This window comes from Micromonospora sp. DT229 (assembly GCF_049844505.1).
Classification (GTDB): domain Bacteria; phylum Actinomycetota; class Actinomycetes; order Mycobacteriales; family Micromonosporaceae; genus Micromonospora.
This window is the reverse complement of the sequence record NZ_JBNCLD010000019.1, coordinates 36188-54934: the sequence shown is the minus strand read 5'-3', so window position 1 is coordinate 54934 and position 18747 is coordinate 36188. Positions and strand designations below refer to the sequence as shown.

Genomic DNA, 18747 nt, shown 5'->3' with positions numbered 1-18747 from the left:
TCAGACCAGGCGGGAGGACCAGAGCAGGCTGGTGGCACCGGCGCAGAGGGCCAGCAGCAGGGCGATGCCCGCGTACCACTGGGTGATCTCCCGGGCCTCGGTCCGGAAGCCGATCGAGCTGCCCATGTCCTGGTACACCTGCTTGAGTTCGCTGACCGAGGCGGCCTCGTAGAAGTAGCCCTCGGTCGTCTCGGCCAGTGCGGCCAGGGCCATCCGGTCCACCGGCACCCGTTGCAACTGCCCGCCGATGGCCACATGACCGGCGTCCGTACCGAAGGCGATCGTGGAGACCGGCACGTTGGCCGCCTGGGCCGCCGCGGCGGCCTCCTCCACCGACCTACCGGCGGTGCGGAAGCCGTCGGACAGCAGCACGATCCGGGCCGGTGGGATCCCGGCCGCCCCGTCGGCCGGTACCGACCGGATCGCCTCCAGGCAGGTGAAGACCGCCTCCCCGGTAGCGGTCGCCTCGGCCAGCGCCAGCCCGTCGATGGCACTGGTCACCGCGGGGCGGTCCTTGGTCGGGGGCACCAGCACGTTCGCCGACTTGGCGAAGGAGACCAACCCCACGTTGTACGTCTCGGGCAGTTCCCGGACGAACTGCTTGGCCGCCTCCTGGGCCGCCTCCAACCGGTTCGGCGGCACGTCGTCGGCCTGCATCGACAACGACACGTCGATGGCCAGCATGATGGTGGCGCGTTCCAGGGGTTCCCGGGTGTCCATCGCCGGGCGGGCCAGGGCACCGGCCAGCACCAGCAGGGCCAGCAGGAAGGCGGTCGCCGGGACGTGCCGCCGCCAGCCCAGCCCCTTCGGCGCCACCGTGCGCAGCAGGTCCACGTTGGTGAACCGCATCGCGTACTCCCGGCGGCGCAACTGCCGCCAGACGTACAACGCGGCGAGGGCGAGCACCGGCAGTACGGCCAGCAGCCACCACGGTTGGAGCAGTCGGATCATCGTGTCGTCCCCCGGGTACGCGCGTGCCGTTGCCCGGCCACGAAGCGCACCATGTCCAGCAGCCAGTCTCGGTCCGTACGCAGTCGCAGGTGTGCGGCACCGGCGGTACGCAGGGCGGCGGAGATCTCCGCGCGCTGGGCGGTTGCCGCCGCCGCGTACCGGTGCCGCAGGCCCGGATCGGCGGTCTGCACCTCGTGCAGCTCCCCGGTCTCCGGGTCGACGACGGGCAGCACCCCGACGTCGGGTAGCTCCAGTTCCCGCGGATCGACCACCTCGATCGCCAGCACGTCGTGCCGTACCCGCAGCTTGCGCAGCGGGCGGGCCCACTGGGTCGGCGGGGCGAGGAAGTCGGAGATGACCACCGCGACCCCACGCCGCCGAGGTGGACGGTTGAGCATGTCCACCAGCGCGCCGAGGTCACTGCGACCGGGCCGACTCTCCGTGCCGGCGATGGCCCGCAACATGCCCTGGGCCTCCTTGCGCCCGGACCGGGCCGGCAGCCGGACCAGCCGCCCCGGCCCGGCGGGGACAGGCGCCACCCGGCGACCCCGACGCGGTGCGGGCACCTCGTCGCCACTGCCGACCACCGCGCCGATCCGGTTGCCGCCCCGCACGGTCAGATGGGTGATGGCCGCCGCCGCGGCGATCACCACCTCCCGCTTGAGCCACCGGCCGGTGCCGAAGTCCAGGCTCGCCGACAGGTCCACCGCCAACCAGGTCTCCAGCTCACGGTCGGCCACCGTACGCCGTACGTGCGGGGTGGTCGTACGGGCGGTGACCGGCCAGTCCATCCGGCGTACGTCGTCACCGGGGCGGTACTCCCGCGACTCGCCCGCCTCGCTGCCCGGCCCCGGCAGGAGTCCGGCGTAGTCGCCCTGCAACAGCCCGTCGAGTTTGCGGGTGACCAGCAGTTGCAACCGGGCCAGCACGGCACCGGAGCGGTTGTCCGCCGGTGCGGGTTCCCGGTGACCGCGAGGAGGGGTGGTCGAGGTCACGGCCGCTGCCCGGGCCACCCCGAGGTCGGCGCTCCCGCCCCCGATGGCGGCGGGGTCGCCTGCTGCCGGGGCGCCACCGAAGGCAGGGGGATGGTCGACATGACCCGATGCACCACGTGGTCGGCCGGCACGTCGTCGGCGAGGGCGTCGTAGCTGAGCACCAGCCGGTGTCGCAGGATGTCCGGCGCGATGTCCTGAACGTCCTGCGGCAGGGCGTAGTCCCGACCGCGCAGCAGGGCCAGCGCCCGGGTGGCCCGGACCAGACCGAGGGAGGCCCGTGGGCTGGCACCGTACTGGATCAGTCGCGCCACGTCGGGCATCCCGTGCTCGGCAGGGGTACGGGTGGCCAGCACCAGCCGCACCGCGTAGTCGATCAGCGCATTGTGTACGAACACCTGGTCGGCCTTGCGTTGCAGGGCGATCAGGTCCTCGGTGTCGAACACGGTGGTGGGCTCGGGTGGGGCCACCCCCATCCGGTAGACGATCTCCCGCTCCTCGGCGTCGGTCGGATAGCCCACGACGATCTTCATGAGGAAGCGGTCCCGCTGGGCCTCCGGCAGGGGGTAGACCCCCTCCTGCTCGATCGGGTTCTGGGTGGCCATCACCAGGAAGGGGTTCGGTACCCGGTGGCTCTCCCCGCCGATGGAGACCTGCCGCTCGCTCATCACCTCCAGCAGCGCCGACTGCACCTTGGCCGGGGCCCGGTTGATCTCGTCGGCGAGCAGGAAGTTGACGAACACCGGGCCCAGTTCCACGTCGAACTTCTCGCTGGACTGCCGGTAGATCCGGGTGCCCATGATGTCGGCCGGCACCAGGTCCGGGGTGAACTGCACCCGGGCGAAGGAGCCGCCGACGACCTTGGCCAGGGTCTCCACCGCCAGGGTCTTGGCCACCCCCGGCACACCCTCCAGCAGGCAGTGCCCCCGGGCCAGCAGGGCCACGAACATCCGCTCCACCATCCGGTCCTGTCCGACGATCACCCGTTTGATCTCGAACAGGGCCCGCTCCAGCAGGCCGGCGTCCTGCGCCGGTGTGGTCGGCGCGGCGGGCGCCTGCGGCTGCGTCCCGTTCGGGGTCGGGGCGTCGGGCGTGGTCGGCTGGGCCACCGGTCCTCCACAGCATGAATCGGTCGTCGCGGCGTGTGCGCTACCAAGCCTCGCATGCCCGGCTGAGTACGGACGGCGGGAGCGACCGATTTTCGCCACGCCCGCTCCTCGGCACCGAATCGCCGATCACCAGTGGACAGAATCCGCCTCGGCGTGTGTACCATTCTCCCGTCGCCGGGCGGCTTCCCCCGTGGTCGCCCGGCGCTCATCGTCTTTCTCCCGCCGCCCTAGACTGGCCGGGATGAGCGACCCCGACACCTCCACCCAGGTCCTGGTCTGTTCGGCCCGTGGGTGTCACGCCTCGGCCGGGTGGTCACTGCGCTGGAACAATCCGCGTCTGCACCAGCCCGAGCGGCGCAAGACCTGGCTGGCCTGCGACGCGCACCGCGGTCATCTCAGCGACTTCCTCACCGCGCGGGGCTTCCTGCGAGAGGTCGCCCCGTTGGCCGAATCGCCTACCCTCGAAGAGTGGACGCGTACAACAGAAGGCGGGCCCCATGACCGGTGATCAGGTGGGCGGCGGCTCGTTGCCGGGATCGGACGCCGGGCACCCCAGCCCACTTGAGCCGTGGCCGGACACGGTCCACTGGCAGTCGATCTCCCGAGATCTGATCTGGGTGGAGTTGCTGCGACTGTCCGCCACGGTGGTCGTACTGTCGATCATTCTCGGGGTCGGCTGGGCGTTCACCAGCGCCTGGCCCTTCGGGCTGGCCCTCGGCCTGCTCCTGTTCTTCGCCCTCTGGCGCGCGGTGACGATCGTCCGGGCGGTACGCGCCTGGGGCTACGCCGAACGGGAGAACGATCTGCTGGTGCGGCACGGGCTGCTGGTCCGTCGGCTCTCCATCGTGCCGTACTCCCGGATGCAGTTCGTCGACGTCAGTGCCGGCCCCCTGGAGCGGGCCTTCGACCTGGCCACCGTGCAGTTGCATACCGCGGCGGCGGCCAGTGACGCCCGGGTGCCGGGTCTTCGGCCCGCGGAGGCCTCCCGGTTGCGCGACCGGCTCACCGCGCTCGGCGAGGACCGGGCGGAAGGGCTGTGAGCGTCCCCGCCGGCGGGGACTCGGGCCGCACCACGCCGCCGCCGGACACCGCACCCTCCGCCGGCTCCCCAGCAGCCCCACCACCGCCAACCAGCCCACCCCCGGCAGCCCCGCCACCGACCGGACCACCGCCGTTGGCAGGGCCGCCGCCACTGACCGGGCCACCACCACCTGCCTGGCCCGCAACGGTTCCGCCACCGGCCGGGCCGCCGATGGGTCCGCCGCCGGTGGGGTATCTCCCGGGGGCGGTGCCACCGCAGCATCCGTACGGGTATCTCCCGGGCGCGGGGCCGCCGCAGTATCCGCCAGGTGGTTGGCTGGGCTCGCCGGAGGTACCGCAGGCCCGGCAGCGGCTGCATCCGCTGAGTCCGGTGCTGCACAGCGCCCGGTCGCTGGTCGTGGTCATCGCCGGGCTGTCCTGGTCGACATTGTCCCGGGTCGGGTTCGGCTGGTTCGCGGCGATGGTGTCCGTGATCGTCCTGGGCGCTGCCGTGCTGGCCGTGGTCAGTTGGTACAACACCGGCTACCAGGTGGTGGGCCGCGAGCTGCGGATCCACGAGGGGCTGTTGTGGCGCCGGACCCGGGCGATCCCACTGGAACGCCTCCAGGCCGTCGAGGTGGTCCGACCCCTGCTCGCCCAGCTCACCGGGCTGGCCGAGTTGCGGTTGGAGGTGGTCGGCGGCGGTAAGACCGAGGCCCCGCTGGCCTTTCTCAGCCTCGCCGAGGCCTCCGCGCTGCGGGAACGCCTGCTGGCCCTGGCCGGGTCACCGACCACCGGCGCAACCGGTGCCGGGCCCCGGCCCGCTCCGATGGCCACTCCTACCGGAGCCGAGCCGCCGACCGGCAGGCAACTGCATTCGGTACGCAACCAGGATCTGCTGATCAGTCAGTTGCTCACCCCCCAGGCGTTCCTGCTGCCGTTCGGTGTGCTCTTCGTCGCCGCGCAGTTCCTGTCGGAGGGTTCCTGGTCGTTCATCGCGGTGGCCAGCACGCTGACCGCGATGGCCGGCATCCTCCTGCAACCGGTCCGCCGGGTGCTGGACGACTGGCGTTTCCAACTGGCCCGCGACGAGGACCGGCTGCGTATCCGCAACGGTCTGCTGGAGACCAGGATGCAGACCGTACCCCTGCACCGGGTGCAGACCGTCGGGGTGACCTGGCCGCTGCTCTGGCGGTTCAAGGGCTGGTTGCGGATGCGCCTGGAGGTGGCGGGTTACTCCGGCGGCGAGCCGGACCAGCGCAGCCGCCCCGACCGTCTGCTGCCGGTCGGTGACCTGTCCACCGCCGAGACGATCATGGCCGAGGTGCTGCCGGGGGTCGATCTGTCGTCGCTGCCGCTGACCCCGCCGCCGGAGCGGGCCCGCTGGCTCAACCCGCTGAGCCGTCAGGTGCTCGGTGCCGGCCTGACCCCGCAGGTCTTCGCGGTGCGCTCCGGCCTGCTCACCCGCCAGGTGACCGTCGTGCCGTACGCCCGGTTGCAGAGTGTCCGGGTGGTGCAGGGGCCGTTGCAGCGGCTGCTGCGGCTGGCCACGGTCCGTGCCGACACGGCCGGTGGGGCCGGAGCGGCCGCCGTGGACCGGGATCTGGCCGAGGCCTGGCAGTTGGCGGCGGAGTTGTCCGCGCGGGGCCACGCCGCCCGCCGCCAGGAGTGACAGCCCGACCCCACGCCGCCGGCCAGGGGTGACCGCCCGACCGCGAGGATCGGTCAGCGGGTAGCCGGGACGGTGGTGGGGTCGACCGGGGTGACCGGCGGGTCGGCGGGGGTGTCGGTGTCGGTCGGGGTGCGGCGGGCCTTTCGGCGGGCCCACCAGCGCTCGGCCAGGCCCACCGCCAGGAAGGTCATCCCGACGTACGCCCAACCGACCAGCACGTCGATCACGTAGTGCTCGCCGCTGTAGACCAGCGTGAAGGTCATCGCCAGCGGATACGCCAGCAGCAGCGGCCACCAGCGACGCCGCACCCCGCTCAGGAAGAACAGCACCACGAACAGGGCGAACGCGGTGTGCAGCGACGGCATGGCGGCCACCGGGTTGGAGGCCAACTGGCCGGCGTTGAGCAGGTTGCCGGCGCCGTGCATGCCGAACTCCCGCCACCCCCGGGTGGAGATGCGTGCCACCTCCTCCAGCAGCCCGTTCTGCGCCGCCCACCAGGGCGGGGCGGCCGGGTAGAGGAAGTAGGTGACCAGGCCGGCGGCGCAGAGGAAGAACCAGCGGCGCATGAAGGCCGCCCAGCGGGCGCGAGAGTGCACCCAGAGCACCGCGGCGGCGGCCAGCGCCGCCACGAAATGGGAGAAGTACACCCAGCTGACGAGCACGTCGTACCAGCGCACGTCGGGGTGGTAGAGGTGCTGCTGCAACCAGACCGTCGGCACCTCACCGCCGGTGAGCCAGCCGAACATCAGCCGGTCGGCAAGGATCAACTCGTACGCGTGCGGGACCGTCCCGTCGTGGTAGGCGAAGCCACGGGACAGGTTGTACGCGACCAGCAGCAGCACCACCGGCACCCAGTCCCGGGCGAACCGCAGGTGGCTGCGCCACGGGCGGTCGGAGTTCCAGGCGATGGTGCCGGCCCAGATCCAGAAGAAGGCGTACAGGGGATCGGTGGGCAGGCCGATGGCCAGCCAGCACACCACGAACGCGAGAGCCCACACCAACATCGCGACCACCCGGCGGCGACCGCCATCCGGTGGGGCGGGTGCCTCGGTGGGGGCGGTGGGCTGGGGGTCGGTCACAGCAGACATCGCGGACAAGGTTAACGGCGCATCAACCACCGTCCGACGCAGGACCACCTGCCGCGCCGGGCAGTGACCGGGGTCGCATCCCTGCGGCCGGTCGTCCGGGGTCGGGGACGGCCCGGATCGCGGTGATCGTGGCGGCCACCCGCCCCAGCGCCGGGCCAGCACCTACGCTGTGGCCATGCAGGAGCAGTCGGATCATGCCCTGACGCCGGGCCTGGTGGCCCGCGTCGCGTTGACCGTCACCGACGCCGACACCGCCCAGGCCCTGGGCTCCGGCGACGTGCCCGTGCTCGGCACACCCCGGGTGGTCGCGCTGGCCGAGGCGGCGACGGTGGCGGCGATCACCGGCCAGTTGTCGCCCGGGACCACCACGGTCGGTACCCGGGTGGAGTTGGATCACCTGGCCGCGACCCTGGTGGGCCGGACGGTGACCGCCCAGGCCGAACTGACGGCCCTCGACAGGCGTCGGTTGACCTTCGAGGTGACCGTCACCGAAGGCGAGCAGACGGTCGCGCGAGGTCGGGTGGAGCGGGTGCTGGTCGACCGGCAGCGCTTCATCGAGCGGGCGGGCGGAGCCTCATGACGGGTGGCTTCGTCGAGGTCGCCGACCGGGTCCTGGTGCTGCGGGAGCCGCTGCTGGCGGTCAACGTCACCCTGGTGCTGGGCGAGGGACAGGCTCTGCTGGTCGACACCCTGTCCACCGTCGGGCAGGCGGTCGAGCTGGCCGAGGCGGTACGCGCGGTCACCGCCGACCCGCTGACCCTGGTCAACACCCATCACCACTTCGACCACTGCTTCGGCAACGCCACCCTGGCCGCCGAGGGGGCGCGCCCGATCTGGGCGCACGAACTGGCCGCGGCGGCGTTGCGCGAGGACCCGGAGGGGCTACGCCGGGAGGCGTACGCGGAGCTGCGCGACGAGCATCCCGAGCTGGCCGCCGAGGTGACCGAGGTCGAGGTGCTGGCGCCCACCCACACTGTGCGTACCGAGGTCACCCTCGACATCGGGGGGCGGCCGGTGCTGCTGCGCCATCCCGGTCGTGGGCACACCGACGCCGACCTCGTGGTGCAGGTGCCCGACGCCGACGTGCTCGTCGTCGGTGACCTGGTGGAGGAGTCCGGCCCGCCCGCCTTCGAGGACTCCTACCCCTTGCAGTGGCCGGAGGCGGTGGCCGAACTGCTGCGCTGGGCCACCCCCTCGACGGTCGTGGTACCCGGGCACGGTACGCCGGTGGGGGTCGACTTCGTCCGGGCGCAGCACGCTCAACTGGTCGAGCTGGCCTGGCTGATCCGGGCCGGGCACACCGGCTCGACCCCACCGGAGCGGGTAGCCGCGGACGCACCCTTTCCGGCCCGTGCCGCGCTGTGGGCCGCCCGTCGTGGCTACGCCGAGTTGGACGGCACGATCTGACCGGGTGACGGCCGGGCCGCAGGGGTCAGCCGGGGAACCGGTCGGCGACCTCGGCCCGGGTGGGCATGGCGACCGCACCCCCGGGACGCTCGCAGACCAGTCCGGCGACCCGCAGGGCGAAGGCCACCCGCTCGGCCCACCCGGTCGGGTCGACCGGTTCCCCGGCGAGCAGCAGGTCAGCGACGAGGGCGGCCAGTACGGAGTCACCCGCGCCGGTGGCGTCGACCGCGCTGACCCGTGGGGCGGGTACCCGTACCGGATCGGTGTCGGCGGCGGTGACCACCGCACCGGCGGCGCCCAGGGTGACCACGACGGTGCCGGCCCCCAACTCCCGCAGGTAGGCCGCCACCCCCTCGGCCGGCTCACCCGGATAGAGCAACTCCGCGTCGGCGGAGCTCAACTTGACCAGGTGCGCCCCGGCGGCGAACTCGGCGACCACCTCGCGCAGGTCGGCCAACGCCGCCGGGCCGGACAGCAGCCGGGGCCGGACGTTGGGGTCGAACACCCGCAGGCCGGTCGCCAGCGACCAGGCCCGCCGCGCGGCGGCCAGCGGTGCCGGCGACAGCAGCACGATCGACCCGCAGGAGAGCACCTGCGCGCCCTGGATCAGCCCGACGTCCAGGTCCTCCGGGTTCAGCAGGGCGTACGAGGGCGGGTCGCCGTAGAAGCGGAAGTCCGGTTCGGCGCCGGTGAAGGTGGCCACCGCCAGGGTGGTCGGTACGGCGGCGGTGACCGTGCCGGTCAGACCGACCCCGGCCGAGGTGAGGAAGGTGCGGATCCGCTCGGCGAGCGCGTCGTCACCGAGGGAGCCGACGAACTGCACCGCACCGCCGAGCCGGGCGATGCCCACCGCGACGTTGAGCGGGGCGCCACCGATGGCCTGCCGGTAGACCGGCACACCGTCGTACTCCGTGTCGAGCAGGTCGACCAGCGCCTCGCCGAGCACCACCGCGTATCCCATCGAGCCGATCCTTCCGTCCACCGTCGGGATGTTCAGGCTGGCACAGCCGGAGCCGGTCGGGTGGGCGAGGCGGCGCATCGACCGAGCCGACATCGAGAAATGGCTATTGCGCCGATGCGCCACCCGTGCTGGGATAGAGAGTGCCGGGTGACGCGGGGCTGCGCGTCACCGGCGCCGGGTTCATCGCACGCGAGGGCATCTACGCGTCGACCGCATGCTGACGGCACCCGCCTGTCGGGCCATCCGACCTGGGCGCGGGTCGCCGCATCGATCGCATCCGCCTACAGCAGCGGGGTTGGCATACCTCGTCATCCCCCGCGCGTTCCGGCGGGGCCACCAGACCGGTGTCCCCGCGAGTCAGGAGAACCTGTGCACCGTCCTCGTCTGGCCGCGGTATTCTTCGCGGCCATCACCCTCGCTGCGAGCGCGGTCGTAGCCGTGACCGCCAGCCCCGACCCGGCCGCCGCGCACGGCGCGGCGATGACCCCGGGTGCCCGTACCTACCTCTGTTGGCGTGACGGGCTCTCCCCCACCGGCGAGATCCGTCCGCAGAACCCGGCCTGCGCGGCGGCTGTCGCGCAGAGCGGCACGAACTCCCTCTACAACTGGTTCAGCGTGCTGCGTTCGGACGCCGGCGGTCGCACCACCGGCTTCATTCCGGACGGGCAGCTGTGCAGCGGCGGCGCGACCGGTTTCCGCGGCTTCGACCTGGCCCGCAACGACTGGCCGTTGACCCACCTGACCGCCGGCCGCTCCATGGAGTTCCGGTACAGCAACTGGGCCCACCACCCGGGCACGTTCTACTTCTACGTGACCAAGGACAGCTGGAGCCCGACCCGTGCGCTGGCCTGGGACGACCTGGAGACCCAGCCGTTCCTCACGGTGACCAACCCGCCGCAGCGCGGCGCGGTCGGCACCAACGACGGCCACTACTACTTCACCGGCAACCTGCCGGCGAACAAGAGTGGCCGGCACATCATCTACTCCCGCTGGGTCCGCTCGGACAGCCAGGAGAACTTCTTCGGCTGCTCCGACGTGGTCTTCGACGGCGGCAACGGTGAGGTGACCGGCATCGGCAACGGTGGCACCACCCCGCCGCCCACCACCCCGCCGCCCACCACTCCCCCGCCGACCACCCCGCCGCCGAGCACCCCGCCGCCCACCACCCCGCCGCCCGGCAACAGCAGCTGCACGGCCACCTTCAAGCTGACCAACAGCTGGTCCGGTGGCTTCCAGGGTGAGGTGGAGATCAAGAACACCAGCCTCTCGCCGATGAGCGGCTGGACCGCAAGCTGGAGCCTCGCCAGTGGTCAGCAGATCAGTCAGGTCTGGAACGCCACGCACACCACCTCCGGATCGACGGTGACGGCCCGCAACGTGTCGTACAACGGCACCCTCTACACAAACGTCAGTACGACCTTCGGCTTCCTGGCCAGCGGCACCAGCACCACCCCCACGATCACCTGCACCGCCAGCTGATCACCAGCACCACGAAGGGGGCCCCGGTCGGGGCCCCCTTCCGCTTGTCCGTCAACGCCTGAAGCGCCACTGGTGCCCCAGGCGCCTCAGTCCGGTCTCGGCTACACCGGCCGCCACAGACAAGGGCGCGGTCGGGGCGAGAGTGTCTCGCCCCGACCGCGCCTCGGATCGGGTCACCCCGTCCGCGGTACCGCTCAGCGCAGCCGGTACGCCGTGGGGATGGTCTGCTTCACGGTGTTGCCACCGCTGTCGGTAGCGCTGATCCGCAACCCGACCCCTTCGGCGGTCTGGCCCCGCTTCGGGTGCTTGACCGTCGCGGTGTAGGTGTTCTTCCCGGCGGCCTTCGTCGGCGCCGGCTGCCAGCTCCGGCCACCGTCGAAGCTGACCTCCGCGCGCAGATCGGTCACCTTCGGCGGCGTGCTGAGGCCTTCCTGGTAGTAGCCGGTGATCTTGACCTGGTGCACGCTCCCGGCCTTGACCGTGTTGTCCAGGTCAAGACCCAGGTCGTAGCGGAGGAAGATCAGCGGCTCGGGACGGCACTCGCCCACCCCCCCGACGACGTCGCCCATGCAGGGCTGCGACTCCGAGACGTCCCCCTCGGTCGGCTTGCCCGAGGTGTACTCCCACACGGTCTTGACGCCGTTGGTCTCCGCCTCGAAGGTGTAGCGGGCCGATTCCGGCGGCAGATCGTAGGCGACGATGTCACCACCCGCCGCGCATCCCAGCGCGACGATCCCCGCGGCTACCAGCCCCGCGAGTGTTGCCTTTCGCCGCAACGACGGCGACGTCGTGTTCATTGCGTCGGCCTCCCTTTTCGATTCGGCCCTCATCGCTGGCCACCAGAGGTCCGGGCCACCGGGTTGCCGGCCGCACCGCTGCCGATCACGGCGGAGACGGGCGCGAGCCGGCGTTCAAGTTCGTTGCCGGACTCATCCGAGAGCCTGAAGTCACACGCGGACGGCTCGCAGTTGTTGATTCCGAAGTACACCTCGGCGAGCCCCTCGTTGTTGACGATGCCGATCATCGCCTGGCGGCCGCCACTGCTGGTGGTCAGATACATGTTCGGGTAGAAGGTGTCAGCCTGCCGGCACCCTGCGCAGAGCGTTCCCGTGTCGAGGGTGAAGCCCGACCTGGTACGGACCTGCGGCACCGCACCGGGCAGGGTCGGACCGGTGTTCCAGTAAACCGTCTGCGCCACACCGGCCAGCAACTCCTGGTCCTCTTGCTGATTCGACGATGGCGTTGGCTTTTCGGTGTGGTCGACCCACGTGAATGCGAACTTGTTGATGGCGTTCTTCTGCCGGGTGACGAACGTGGTGAGCATGTCTTGGGTGCTCGTGAGCGGCAGGCTGGCGGACACCGGGTCCGGGCCGGATTCGGTCCACTGCCCCCACGTAAGGCTGGAGACCTCTCCCGGCCGGTTGGCGTGGAAACGGTGGTCGACCCGGTCGAGGTCGTTGTGTCGCACCTGGTACGGCAGCTTGTTGGGCACCCGACCCGAGTCGTGGAACGCGAGGGTGTAGACCTGCGGGTCAGGGCTGCCGCCGAGCTTGATTCGGACGGACGAGGCCTTCTTCGGCTTGGCCTCGAGCCGCTCGATCAGCCGGTTGGCCTCATCCGCCGGCACGGTCAGGATCGGCAGCGCGGCGTACGGTTCGACCGCCGGGCAGCTCTCCGGCCCGTCCGGGCAGCTGATGGTGGGCTCGACGAACGTCAGTCTTTGCAGACCCGGCGGGCCGGCCACCAGCACACCGACGCCCCCCGCGGCAGCCACCGCCGCAACCCGTTCGCGCAGCGAAGTGACCTGACAGGTCGTCGACGGGCAGATGTCGGTCGGTGTCAGCAGCACCAGCTTGCCCCTGGCGTCGATCTTCGCCAGGTCGTCCGCCAACCCCATGCTGCCGTAGACGACAGCCTTCGTCCCGCTGTTCGGCAGCCGGGGAACGCGCAGCCGCAGCGGCTGGTAGAAGGTGTTCTCCCCCTCCGTCCACTGCAGATCGTTGCGATACACGGAGCTGTCGGGGGTGCTGTAGCGGGCGGACAGGTCGAAGGAGCTGCCCCCACCGGTGACCTTCATGGTGATCAGAGGTGTGGTCTGCACCAGATAGGTGCTGTGGGTCAGGGTGCCGGTACGCACCTTGTCGGTGGGCAGGGCCCACCAGTTCGGGTCGTAGGCGCCGTAGTTCGATGCGGTCTGTTGCGCCGTCATGCCCCAGTCACCGGTAGCGGACGTCCGCGCGATGACCTGCGCCGCGAAGTAGGTTTCCGTCGGCTTCGGGGTCTTCGCCCTGACCGGCTTCGCCTTACGCAGGTCGAGGGTGACGCTGGTGGGTCTGCTCAGCTTCACCTCGGTGGCCATCGGAAGTGCGCTGTGCTGCTCGCCGCGCGCGTCCTGCCAGGTGACCGAGAGGGTGGCGGCGAAGGTGCCCTCGAACAGGTGTGCGGTGATCCGGTTACCGCCGGGCACGCTCACCGCGTCGTCGTGCAGGTGCACCTTGTCATCCACGGGAACGATCAGTGCGTTGCCGTACCTGACGGAGGTGGCACCGGCCGGTGGGATGACGTCGATGGTCAGCTCGATGCGCTCCGGCTCGAGGAAGGCGCTGATCCGATTGGACGCCTGCACGACGCCGTCGGCATCCCGAGCTGTCAGCACACCGGTGTAGCTGCCGTACTGCCCACCGCGCTCCAGCACCCTGCCGTCGACGGTGACGGTCACCTCCGTGGTCCCGTGCGCGGGCACGGTCACCTGGTCAGTGCCGAAGCTGAACAGCCCTGCGGGAGCGGACTGGCCGTTGGAGGCGACCGAGGCCGAGAGATTCAGCGTGATCGGCTGGTCGGTGTGGTTGGTGTAGGTGAGCGTCCTGACCACCGGTGAGTGGGGGTAGGTGTGCCGGCCGAAGTGCAGGTTTCCGGTGGTGGTGATGGTCGGGTCGACGGCTCGGGCCAGGTCGACCCGGCCGACGCCCTGGGCGTACACGCCGTGCCCGAGGTCCACGGCGGTGGACATCAGGAGCCCCTTGATCTCTTGCCCAGTCAGCTCCGGGTACTTCTCCGCGATGATGGCTGCGGCCCCGGCAACGTGCGGGGCGGCCATCGAGGTGCCGCTGGCGCTGGTGTAGTGCTCGTCCACCACGGTACCCATCGCCGTACCGGCGGCGCGCGCAGCGACGATCCTGACGCCTGGAGCCGCGATGTCCGGCTTCGCCGCGCCGTCTCCCAGTCGCGGTCCGCGGCTGGAGAAGTCGGCCATGGCGTCTTCCTTGTCCACGGCCGCCACGGTCAGCGCCTCGTCGGCAGCTCCCGGGGCTCCGACGGTGCTGTCGCCTGGTCCGGAGTTGCCCGCCGAGACGACGAAGAGGGTTCCCGTGCTGCGGCTCAGGTTGTTGAGCGCCTCGCTCAACGGGTCGGTTCCGTCGGTGGCCCCGGCGCCGAGGCTCATGTTCACGACCTTGGCGTCGGAGTGGGCAGCCCACTCCATACCGGCGATGACGGCATCGGTGGGGCAGGAGCCGCCGTCGCCGCAGACCTTGCCGACCAGGAGTTTCGCCGCCGGCGCCACTCCCTTGCGCAGGCCGTTGGAGGCGGCACCGCTGCCGGCGACGGTAGCCGCCACGTGCGTCCCATGCCCGTGCCCGTCCTTCGGGCCGCTCGCGTCACCAGTGAAGTCGACCTGCTCGACGATCTTGTCGGCCACATCCGGGTGGTTGGGGTCGATACCGCTGTCGAGTACCGCGACGGTCACACCCGATCCGTCGTAGCCGCGGTCCCACACGATCGGCGCATTGATCTGCGCTACGGAGGTGTCAAGGTTGATGCGGGCCAGTTCGTTGAGCCATACCTTCTTGACTCCGGACAGTGCACCGGCCGTCCTGGCGGCGGCCACGCCGATGTCGTCCTTGCCGCGCACCTCCTGCCACCACCGGCCGTCACCCTGGATGTCCATCGACTGGGCGTTGATGCTGGCCAGAGTGGACCCGGTTCGTGCACCGGCCACCTTCGGTGCGGCCCGCATCCGGAGGTTCTGGTGGTAGGTGATCAGCACCGGCACCCGGTCGACCGTGCCCTCCGCCACGTGCGCGGCCAGCTTGGCAAGGTCGAACAGTCCCCAGTCCAGCAATCCCTGCTCGATCAGCGACAGGGCGTCGTTCGGTACGACGTAGACGCTGCCCTTCCTGGTGATGGTGTGGAAGGTGACATTCTCGCCGTCGGGTCTGGGGGCGGCTTCGATCTCCCGTACGACCGGCTTCGCGTCCGCGCCGATACCGACATGCACCTTGTCGCCGGTGATCAGTGTCAGCGGCAGGCTTGCGCCGGAGCCGGCAGCGACCCGCAGGGCGTCTTCGCTGATGGTCACCGGCAAGCTCCGGGGCGCTGTGACATCCGGTCGCGGGCCCTGCTGGGTTGGCGTGTCGGCGTTCGCCGGCGAGGTTGACGCGACCATCCCGAAGATGGTCAGACCGACGGTCAGGGCGCCCAAGCGTCGCCCGAAGGGTTTCATCGCCGGACCTGGCCTCATCTGTCGGCCTCCTGCCGAGGTACGATTTGTGACTCGCCTTGGTGGCGGCTTGCGGAATGCATAGAATTCCTCCTGCTGACTGGTAACTGTTCCGCCGACGTACCGAAAAATGGTCGTGCAGCCGAATGAAGAAACCCCACTCTGACCCTCGGCCTCCTCACTAGAGCGGCTCGTATTCGCCATCGACGTCGACTCCACTCGCATCGATTTTTATCGGTGCGCCGGCCGAGTCGATCGACGATCCCGCCAGCTCCGCGTGGCCCAACGACTCGCTCGACGACTCCGGCGAGCTGTCTGATGACTCAGGCATAGACGGTTGTCCTGGCTCCATGAGGACAGTGTGGGATCACCTCGGCCGTAGATCGATTGGCCAAGTGCAGGATTTAAACCGTCCGCCCACCCACGGATTTACTTCGTGCCACCTGACGGCGGCTGAATTTTTTCGTCCGGCGCCGGTGGGAGTGCCTCATGCTCGACGAGGCCAAGTTCCATGATCTTGAGTGCGAGTCCCGTGCGGGAGGCCACCTGCAACTTGCGCATGGCCGACTTGATCTGGCTGGAGACGGTCTGCGTGGACACCATCAGCTCGTCGGCGATCTGGCGGTTCGTCCACCCACCGACCAGCAGGCGAGCAACTTCGCGCTCGCGCGGCGACAGTTGGTTGCCGTAGCTCGGCCGGCCGCGGCCCCGCGTCATGCCACCCTTCCACCCGTACTCCCGCAGAACCTGCAAGATCCGGTCGGCGTCGATGCCGGCACCCAGTTCCGTCAGGGCCCGTGCCGTCTCGGCGAGCATCGGCAAGGCGACGTCGGGTTGACCGACGGTGAGCAGGCAGCGGGCGTGGCGCTCACGGGTGAGTAGCGCATCGTACGGGCGAGGCAGCGCCTGCCACGCTGCGACCGCTTCAGCGAACAGCGCGGCAGCATGGGCGGCCTGCCCGCGGGCTTCGGTGAGGATCGCGCGGCACAGCGCCAGGGACGCCTGCGGTGCCGGGGCGGGCGCGTCGCCCAAGGCGCGCTGGAAGGCGACGACCAGATCGTCGGCCTGGTCGATTCGGCCAGCGGCAACCAGAGCCTCAATCCGCACTGGCGCGATTTCCGAGCTACGCGGCCAGATTCCGTTGCGTAGCGTCACCTCTCCGGGCTCCTCGGTGATGCGGAGCGCTTCCTCGACACATCCGTCGCGCAGTCGCAGTCGGGCCAGCGCTGCCGTGGATTCGATGCGTTGCTGATCGTCCCTGCCGGCGAGGAGCAGATGGCGTTCCGCCTGTTCCCGCTCTCCGGTGAGCGCACGTAGCAGGCCCGCCACCAGGGCCGCCTCGCGCTGGTCCTTCAGCCACACGCCGTCGTGCGCGGACATCAGTGCGGCGACCCGGTCCGCCAGGCCGGCCCAGGCGCCGGTGAACCAGTCCAGGTGTGCCTCGATCGCCGCGATGGCGCCGAACAGCATCTCAAGCTGGTATCTGTCGGCAAGGTCTCTGGCCTTGGCCAGTCGCAGGCGGGCCTCGTCGTATCGGCCCCAACGAATCGCCACCTCGGCGATATTCGCGTGGCTCGCCGCGATCAGCCCACGTTGGCGAGGATCCGAGCTTTCCTCGGGAAGCTGCCGCACTTCGGCCCAGGCGGTCTCCTCGCCGAGCATGAGCAGCGCGAACGTCCGCTCCTGGAGCAGGCGTAGTCGCTCGTATGGCGTGATCGACAGCGTGGCCGCCGGTACCTCGCGTAGCTGACGTAGCTGCTCCTCGGTCAGCCGGGCGGTGCCGGGAGAAAGGGCAAGAAAGATTCGTGCTCGCGCGGCCTGCTCCGAGTCCGGCGCCAGATTGACCGTCGCCTGCTCGACCTCGAGTCGGGCCTCCTCCCAGGCGCCCGCCACCATGAGGACCCGGCCGAGCTGAAAACGTACCGCTGCTTCCTGCTGCGACGTCAGCGCTTCCTTCCGCAGCGCGGACCGCAGGACACCGACGATGTCCGAATACGGGTCTGCGTCGGGCAACGGCTGGAACTGAATCTTCATCACGAGCCGCACCAGCGATTCGACCGGCAGGTCAACGGTGGTGACCAGCCGGTGCAGCAGAAGTGCGGCCGTGGCCGCGTCACCGGATTGCGCGGCGAGGTCGGCTGCCTGTTCGGCGTATCGGCACCATGCCTCGGTCTCGCCGGCCTGCCGGAAATGGTGGGCCAGTTGCGCTACCGGCGGCAGCACCGATCCTTCCAGTGCCCTGCCGGCCCGCAGATGCATGAGGTGGCGTTCCGGCACCGGGACGGCCTCATACACCGCGCGGCAGGCCAGGGAGTGGCGGTACGACACCTTCCCACGCCGGTCCTCACGGAGCAGGCCGCAGCCGAGCGCCTCCGCTGCGGCGGCGCTGGCCCGCTCCGGCGGCAGACCGGCGACCGCGTTGAGGGTCAGGTAATCGGCGGGGGCGGCGAGCACCGCGGCGGCACGCAGGATGGCGACGGTGTCGGGCCGCAGCCGTGCGACACGTTCGAGCACGGCGTCACGGATCGTCGGCGGCACCTCGATGTGGCTCAGCCGGCGGCGCGCCCAGCCGCCGGCAAAGCGGATCAGGTCGGCACGTTCCCGCATGAGGCGTATCGATTCCTCCATCGCCATGGGTACGCCGTCGGTGCGTTGGTGCAGGAAGGCCGCGAACTCGGCTGAGACGTGCTCGTCGGCCAGCATCGAGGAGACGAAGGCTGCGGTGTCATCGATCGACAGCGGCTCGAGTTCCATCCTGGACAGGCGAGCATCGGCGGGCAGCCGAGAGGACAGCCGCAGGAGCAACGAGTCGGACGGTAGCTCTTCGGGCCGGTAGGTCACGACTATGCTCGCCGGCTGAGGGCGGCGCGAAACCAGGAACAGCAGGAACTCAAGGGTGGCGTCGTCGGCCCAGTGCACGTCCTCGAGCGCCAGCACCGCTACGTCGAGGCGGCCGAGCAACTCGACGAAGGCGCGGAAGAGTCGGTGCCGCGCTGCCGTCGGATCCTCGACCGGCTCCGGTGCGGGTGGCAGGTCGGCCGCCCATTCGGGAAACAACGGCCGAAGCGCTCCGGCCAGGCCGCTCAGCCGCAGCCCGGCGACATTGCCGACGCCTTCGCGCACCGCGTCAACCACTGCGCCGAGGGTGTAGGGCTCACGCAGGGGTGGGCAGGAACCGACGAGGGCCCGGTGGCCCTGACCGGATGGAGATGCCAGGAACTCCCGCAACAGCCGGGTCTTGCCGATGCCCGCCTCGCCCTCCAGCAGGACCACGGCGGGCGGTTGTCCGAGGGCGGCGGACAGCGCCCGCATCTCGCGGCCCCGCCCCACGAAACGAGGAGTGGAGATCGTTGGCAGTTGACGACGATCGACATCAGTTTGGCTGTTCATGGCCGCCTCCTCCGGCAGATCACCGGTCGGCCGACTCTGGCCTGGAGGCTAGCCCATGATCAAACTTTAGCAAATATTACTCGTCAGTAGCTGATCTATCTCTCGTTGAAACGGACGTATTGCTGACACCCCGGGCCCAATGTCCACAAGAGGCGGACTGGCTGGGATCCGTCATGCTCC

General features: G+C 70.4%; 14 protein-coding genes. 6 read left to right on the top strand and 8 right to left on the bottom strand.

What is annotated here, in order from left to right; all coding sequences use genetic code 11:
• Genes ACLQ2T_RS24015 through ACLQ2T_RS24005 form a run of 3 tightly spaced genes read right to left on the bottom strand, consistent with a single transcriptional unit; the run spans window position 1 to window position 3052 of the window.
• Window positions 1-951: a VWA domain-containing protein gene (locus ACLQ2T_RS24015; RefSeq protein ID WP_425768617.1), complete on the bottom strand. Its 951-nt coding sequence runs from the start codon at window positions 949-951 to the stop codon at window positions 1-3.
• Window positions 948-1964, bottom strand: coding sequence for a DUF58 domain-containing protein (locus ACLQ2T_RS24010; RefSeq protein WP_425768616.1), 1017 nt, complete (start codon window positions 1962-1964; stop codon window positions 948-950). The genes ACLQ2T_RS24015 and ACLQ2T_RS24010 overlap by 4 nt, the downstream gene beginning before the upstream one ends.
• Window positions 1943-3052, bottom strand: coding sequence for an AAA family ATPase (locus tag ACLQ2T_RS24005; RefSeq protein WP_425768615.1), 1110 nt, complete (start codon window positions 3050-3052; stop codon window positions 1943-1945). Before ACLQ2T_RS24005 ends, ACLQ2T_RS24010 begins: the two co-directional genes overlap by 22 nt.
• 241 nt (window positions 3053-3293) lie before the next feature.
• Here ACLQ2T_RS24005 and ACLQ2T_RS24000 point away from each other — a divergent pair, with 241 nt between their 5' ends.
• From ACLQ2T_RS24000 to ACLQ2T_RS23990, 3 genes are all read left to right on the top strand, one after another.
• Window positions 3294-3560, top strand: a complete 267-nt coding sequence (locus tag ACLQ2T_RS24000) for a hypothetical protein (protein WP_425768614.1) — start codon at window positions 3294-3296, stop codon at window positions 3558-3560.
• The gene (locus ACLQ2T_RS23995) at window positions 3550-4092 is read left to right on the top strand and encodes a PH domain-containing protein (RefSeq protein ID WP_425768613.1); all 543 of its coding nucleotides are present in this window, start codon (window positions 3550-3552) and stop codon (window positions 4090-4092) included. Before ACLQ2T_RS24000 ends, ACLQ2T_RS23995 begins: the two co-directional genes overlap by 11 nt.
• 212 nt (window positions 4093-4304) lie before the next feature.
• A complete protein-coding gene (locus ACLQ2T_RS23990) occupies window positions 4305-5744 on the top strand; it encodes a PH domain-containing protein (protein WP_425768612.1) in 1440 nt (479 codons plus the stop codon).
• Window positions 5745-5797: 53 nt separating this feature from the next.
• Here ACLQ2T_RS23990 and ACLQ2T_RS23985 read toward each other — a convergent pair whose 3' ends face one another.
• Window positions 5798-6832, bottom strand: coding sequence for a phosphatase PAP2 family protein (locus ACLQ2T_RS23985; protein WP_425768611.1), 1035 nt, complete (start codon window positions 6830-6832; stop codon window positions 5798-5800).
• 175 nt (window positions 6833-7007) lie between these two features.
• Here ACLQ2T_RS23985 and ACLQ2T_RS23980 point away from each other — a divergent pair, with 175 nt between their 5' ends.
• Both ACLQ2T_RS23980 and ACLQ2T_RS23975 read left to right on the top strand, forming a co-directional pair.
• Window positions 7008-7412: a thioesterase family protein gene (locus ACLQ2T_RS23980; RefSeq protein WP_425768610.1), complete on the top strand. Its 405-nt coding sequence runs from the start codon at window positions 7008-7010 to the stop codon at window positions 7410-7412.
• Window positions 7409-8239, top strand: coding sequence for an MBL fold metallo-hydrolase (locus tag ACLQ2T_RS23975; protein WP_425768609.1), 831 nt, complete (start codon window positions 7409-7411; stop codon window positions 8237-8239). Before ACLQ2T_RS23980 ends, ACLQ2T_RS23975 begins: the two co-directional genes overlap by 4 nt.
• 25 nt (window positions 8240-8264) lie before the next feature.
• Here the strand turns inward: ACLQ2T_RS23975 and ACLQ2T_RS23970 are convergent, their stop codons facing one another.
• Entirely contained in the window at window positions 8265-9200 is a 936-nt protein-coding gene (locus tag ACLQ2T_RS23970; protein WP_425768678.1) for a PfkB family carbohydrate kinase, read from the bottom strand.
• Window positions 9201-9569: 369 nt separating this feature from the next.
• On the opposite strand from ACLQ2T_RS23970, the gene ACLQ2T_RS23965 reads away from it, so the two are divergent.
• Window positions 9570-10679 carry a lytic polysaccharide monooxygenase auxiliary activity family 9 protein gene (locus tag ACLQ2T_RS23965; protein WP_425768608.1) on the top strand — a complete coding sequence of 370 codons (1110 nt, stop codon included), beginning with the start codon at window positions 9570-9572 and terminating at the stop codon, window positions 10677-10679.
• Window positions 10680-10873: 194 nt separating this feature from the next.
• On the opposite strand, the gene ACLQ2T_RS23960 is transcribed toward ACLQ2T_RS23965, so the two are convergent.
• The 3 genes from ACLQ2T_RS23960 to ACLQ2T_RS23950 all read right to left on the bottom strand — a co-directional run bounded on the left by ACLQ2T_RS23960 (window position 10874) and on the right by ACLQ2T_RS23950 (window position 18567).
• Window positions 10874-11476 carry a hypothetical protein gene (locus ACLQ2T_RS23960; RefSeq protein WP_425768607.1) on the bottom strand — a complete coding sequence of 201 codons (603 nt, stop codon included), beginning with the start codon at window positions 11474-11476 and terminating at the stop codon, window positions 10874-10876.
• 29 nt (window positions 11477-11505) lie between these two features.
• The gene (locus tag ACLQ2T_RS23955) at window positions 11506-15036 is read right to left on the bottom strand and encodes a S8 family peptidase (protein ID WP_425768606.1); all 3531 of its coding nucleotides are present in this window, start codon (window positions 15034-15036) and stop codon (window positions 11506-11508) included.
• Window positions 15037-15606: 570 nt separating this feature from the next.
• Window positions 15607-18567, bottom strand: a complete 2961-nt coding sequence (locus tag ACLQ2T_RS23950) for a helix-turn-helix transcriptional regulator (RefSeq protein ID WP_425768605.1) — start codon at window positions 18565-18567, stop codon at window positions 15607-15609.
• Window positions 18568-18747 lie beyond the last annotated feature (180 nt).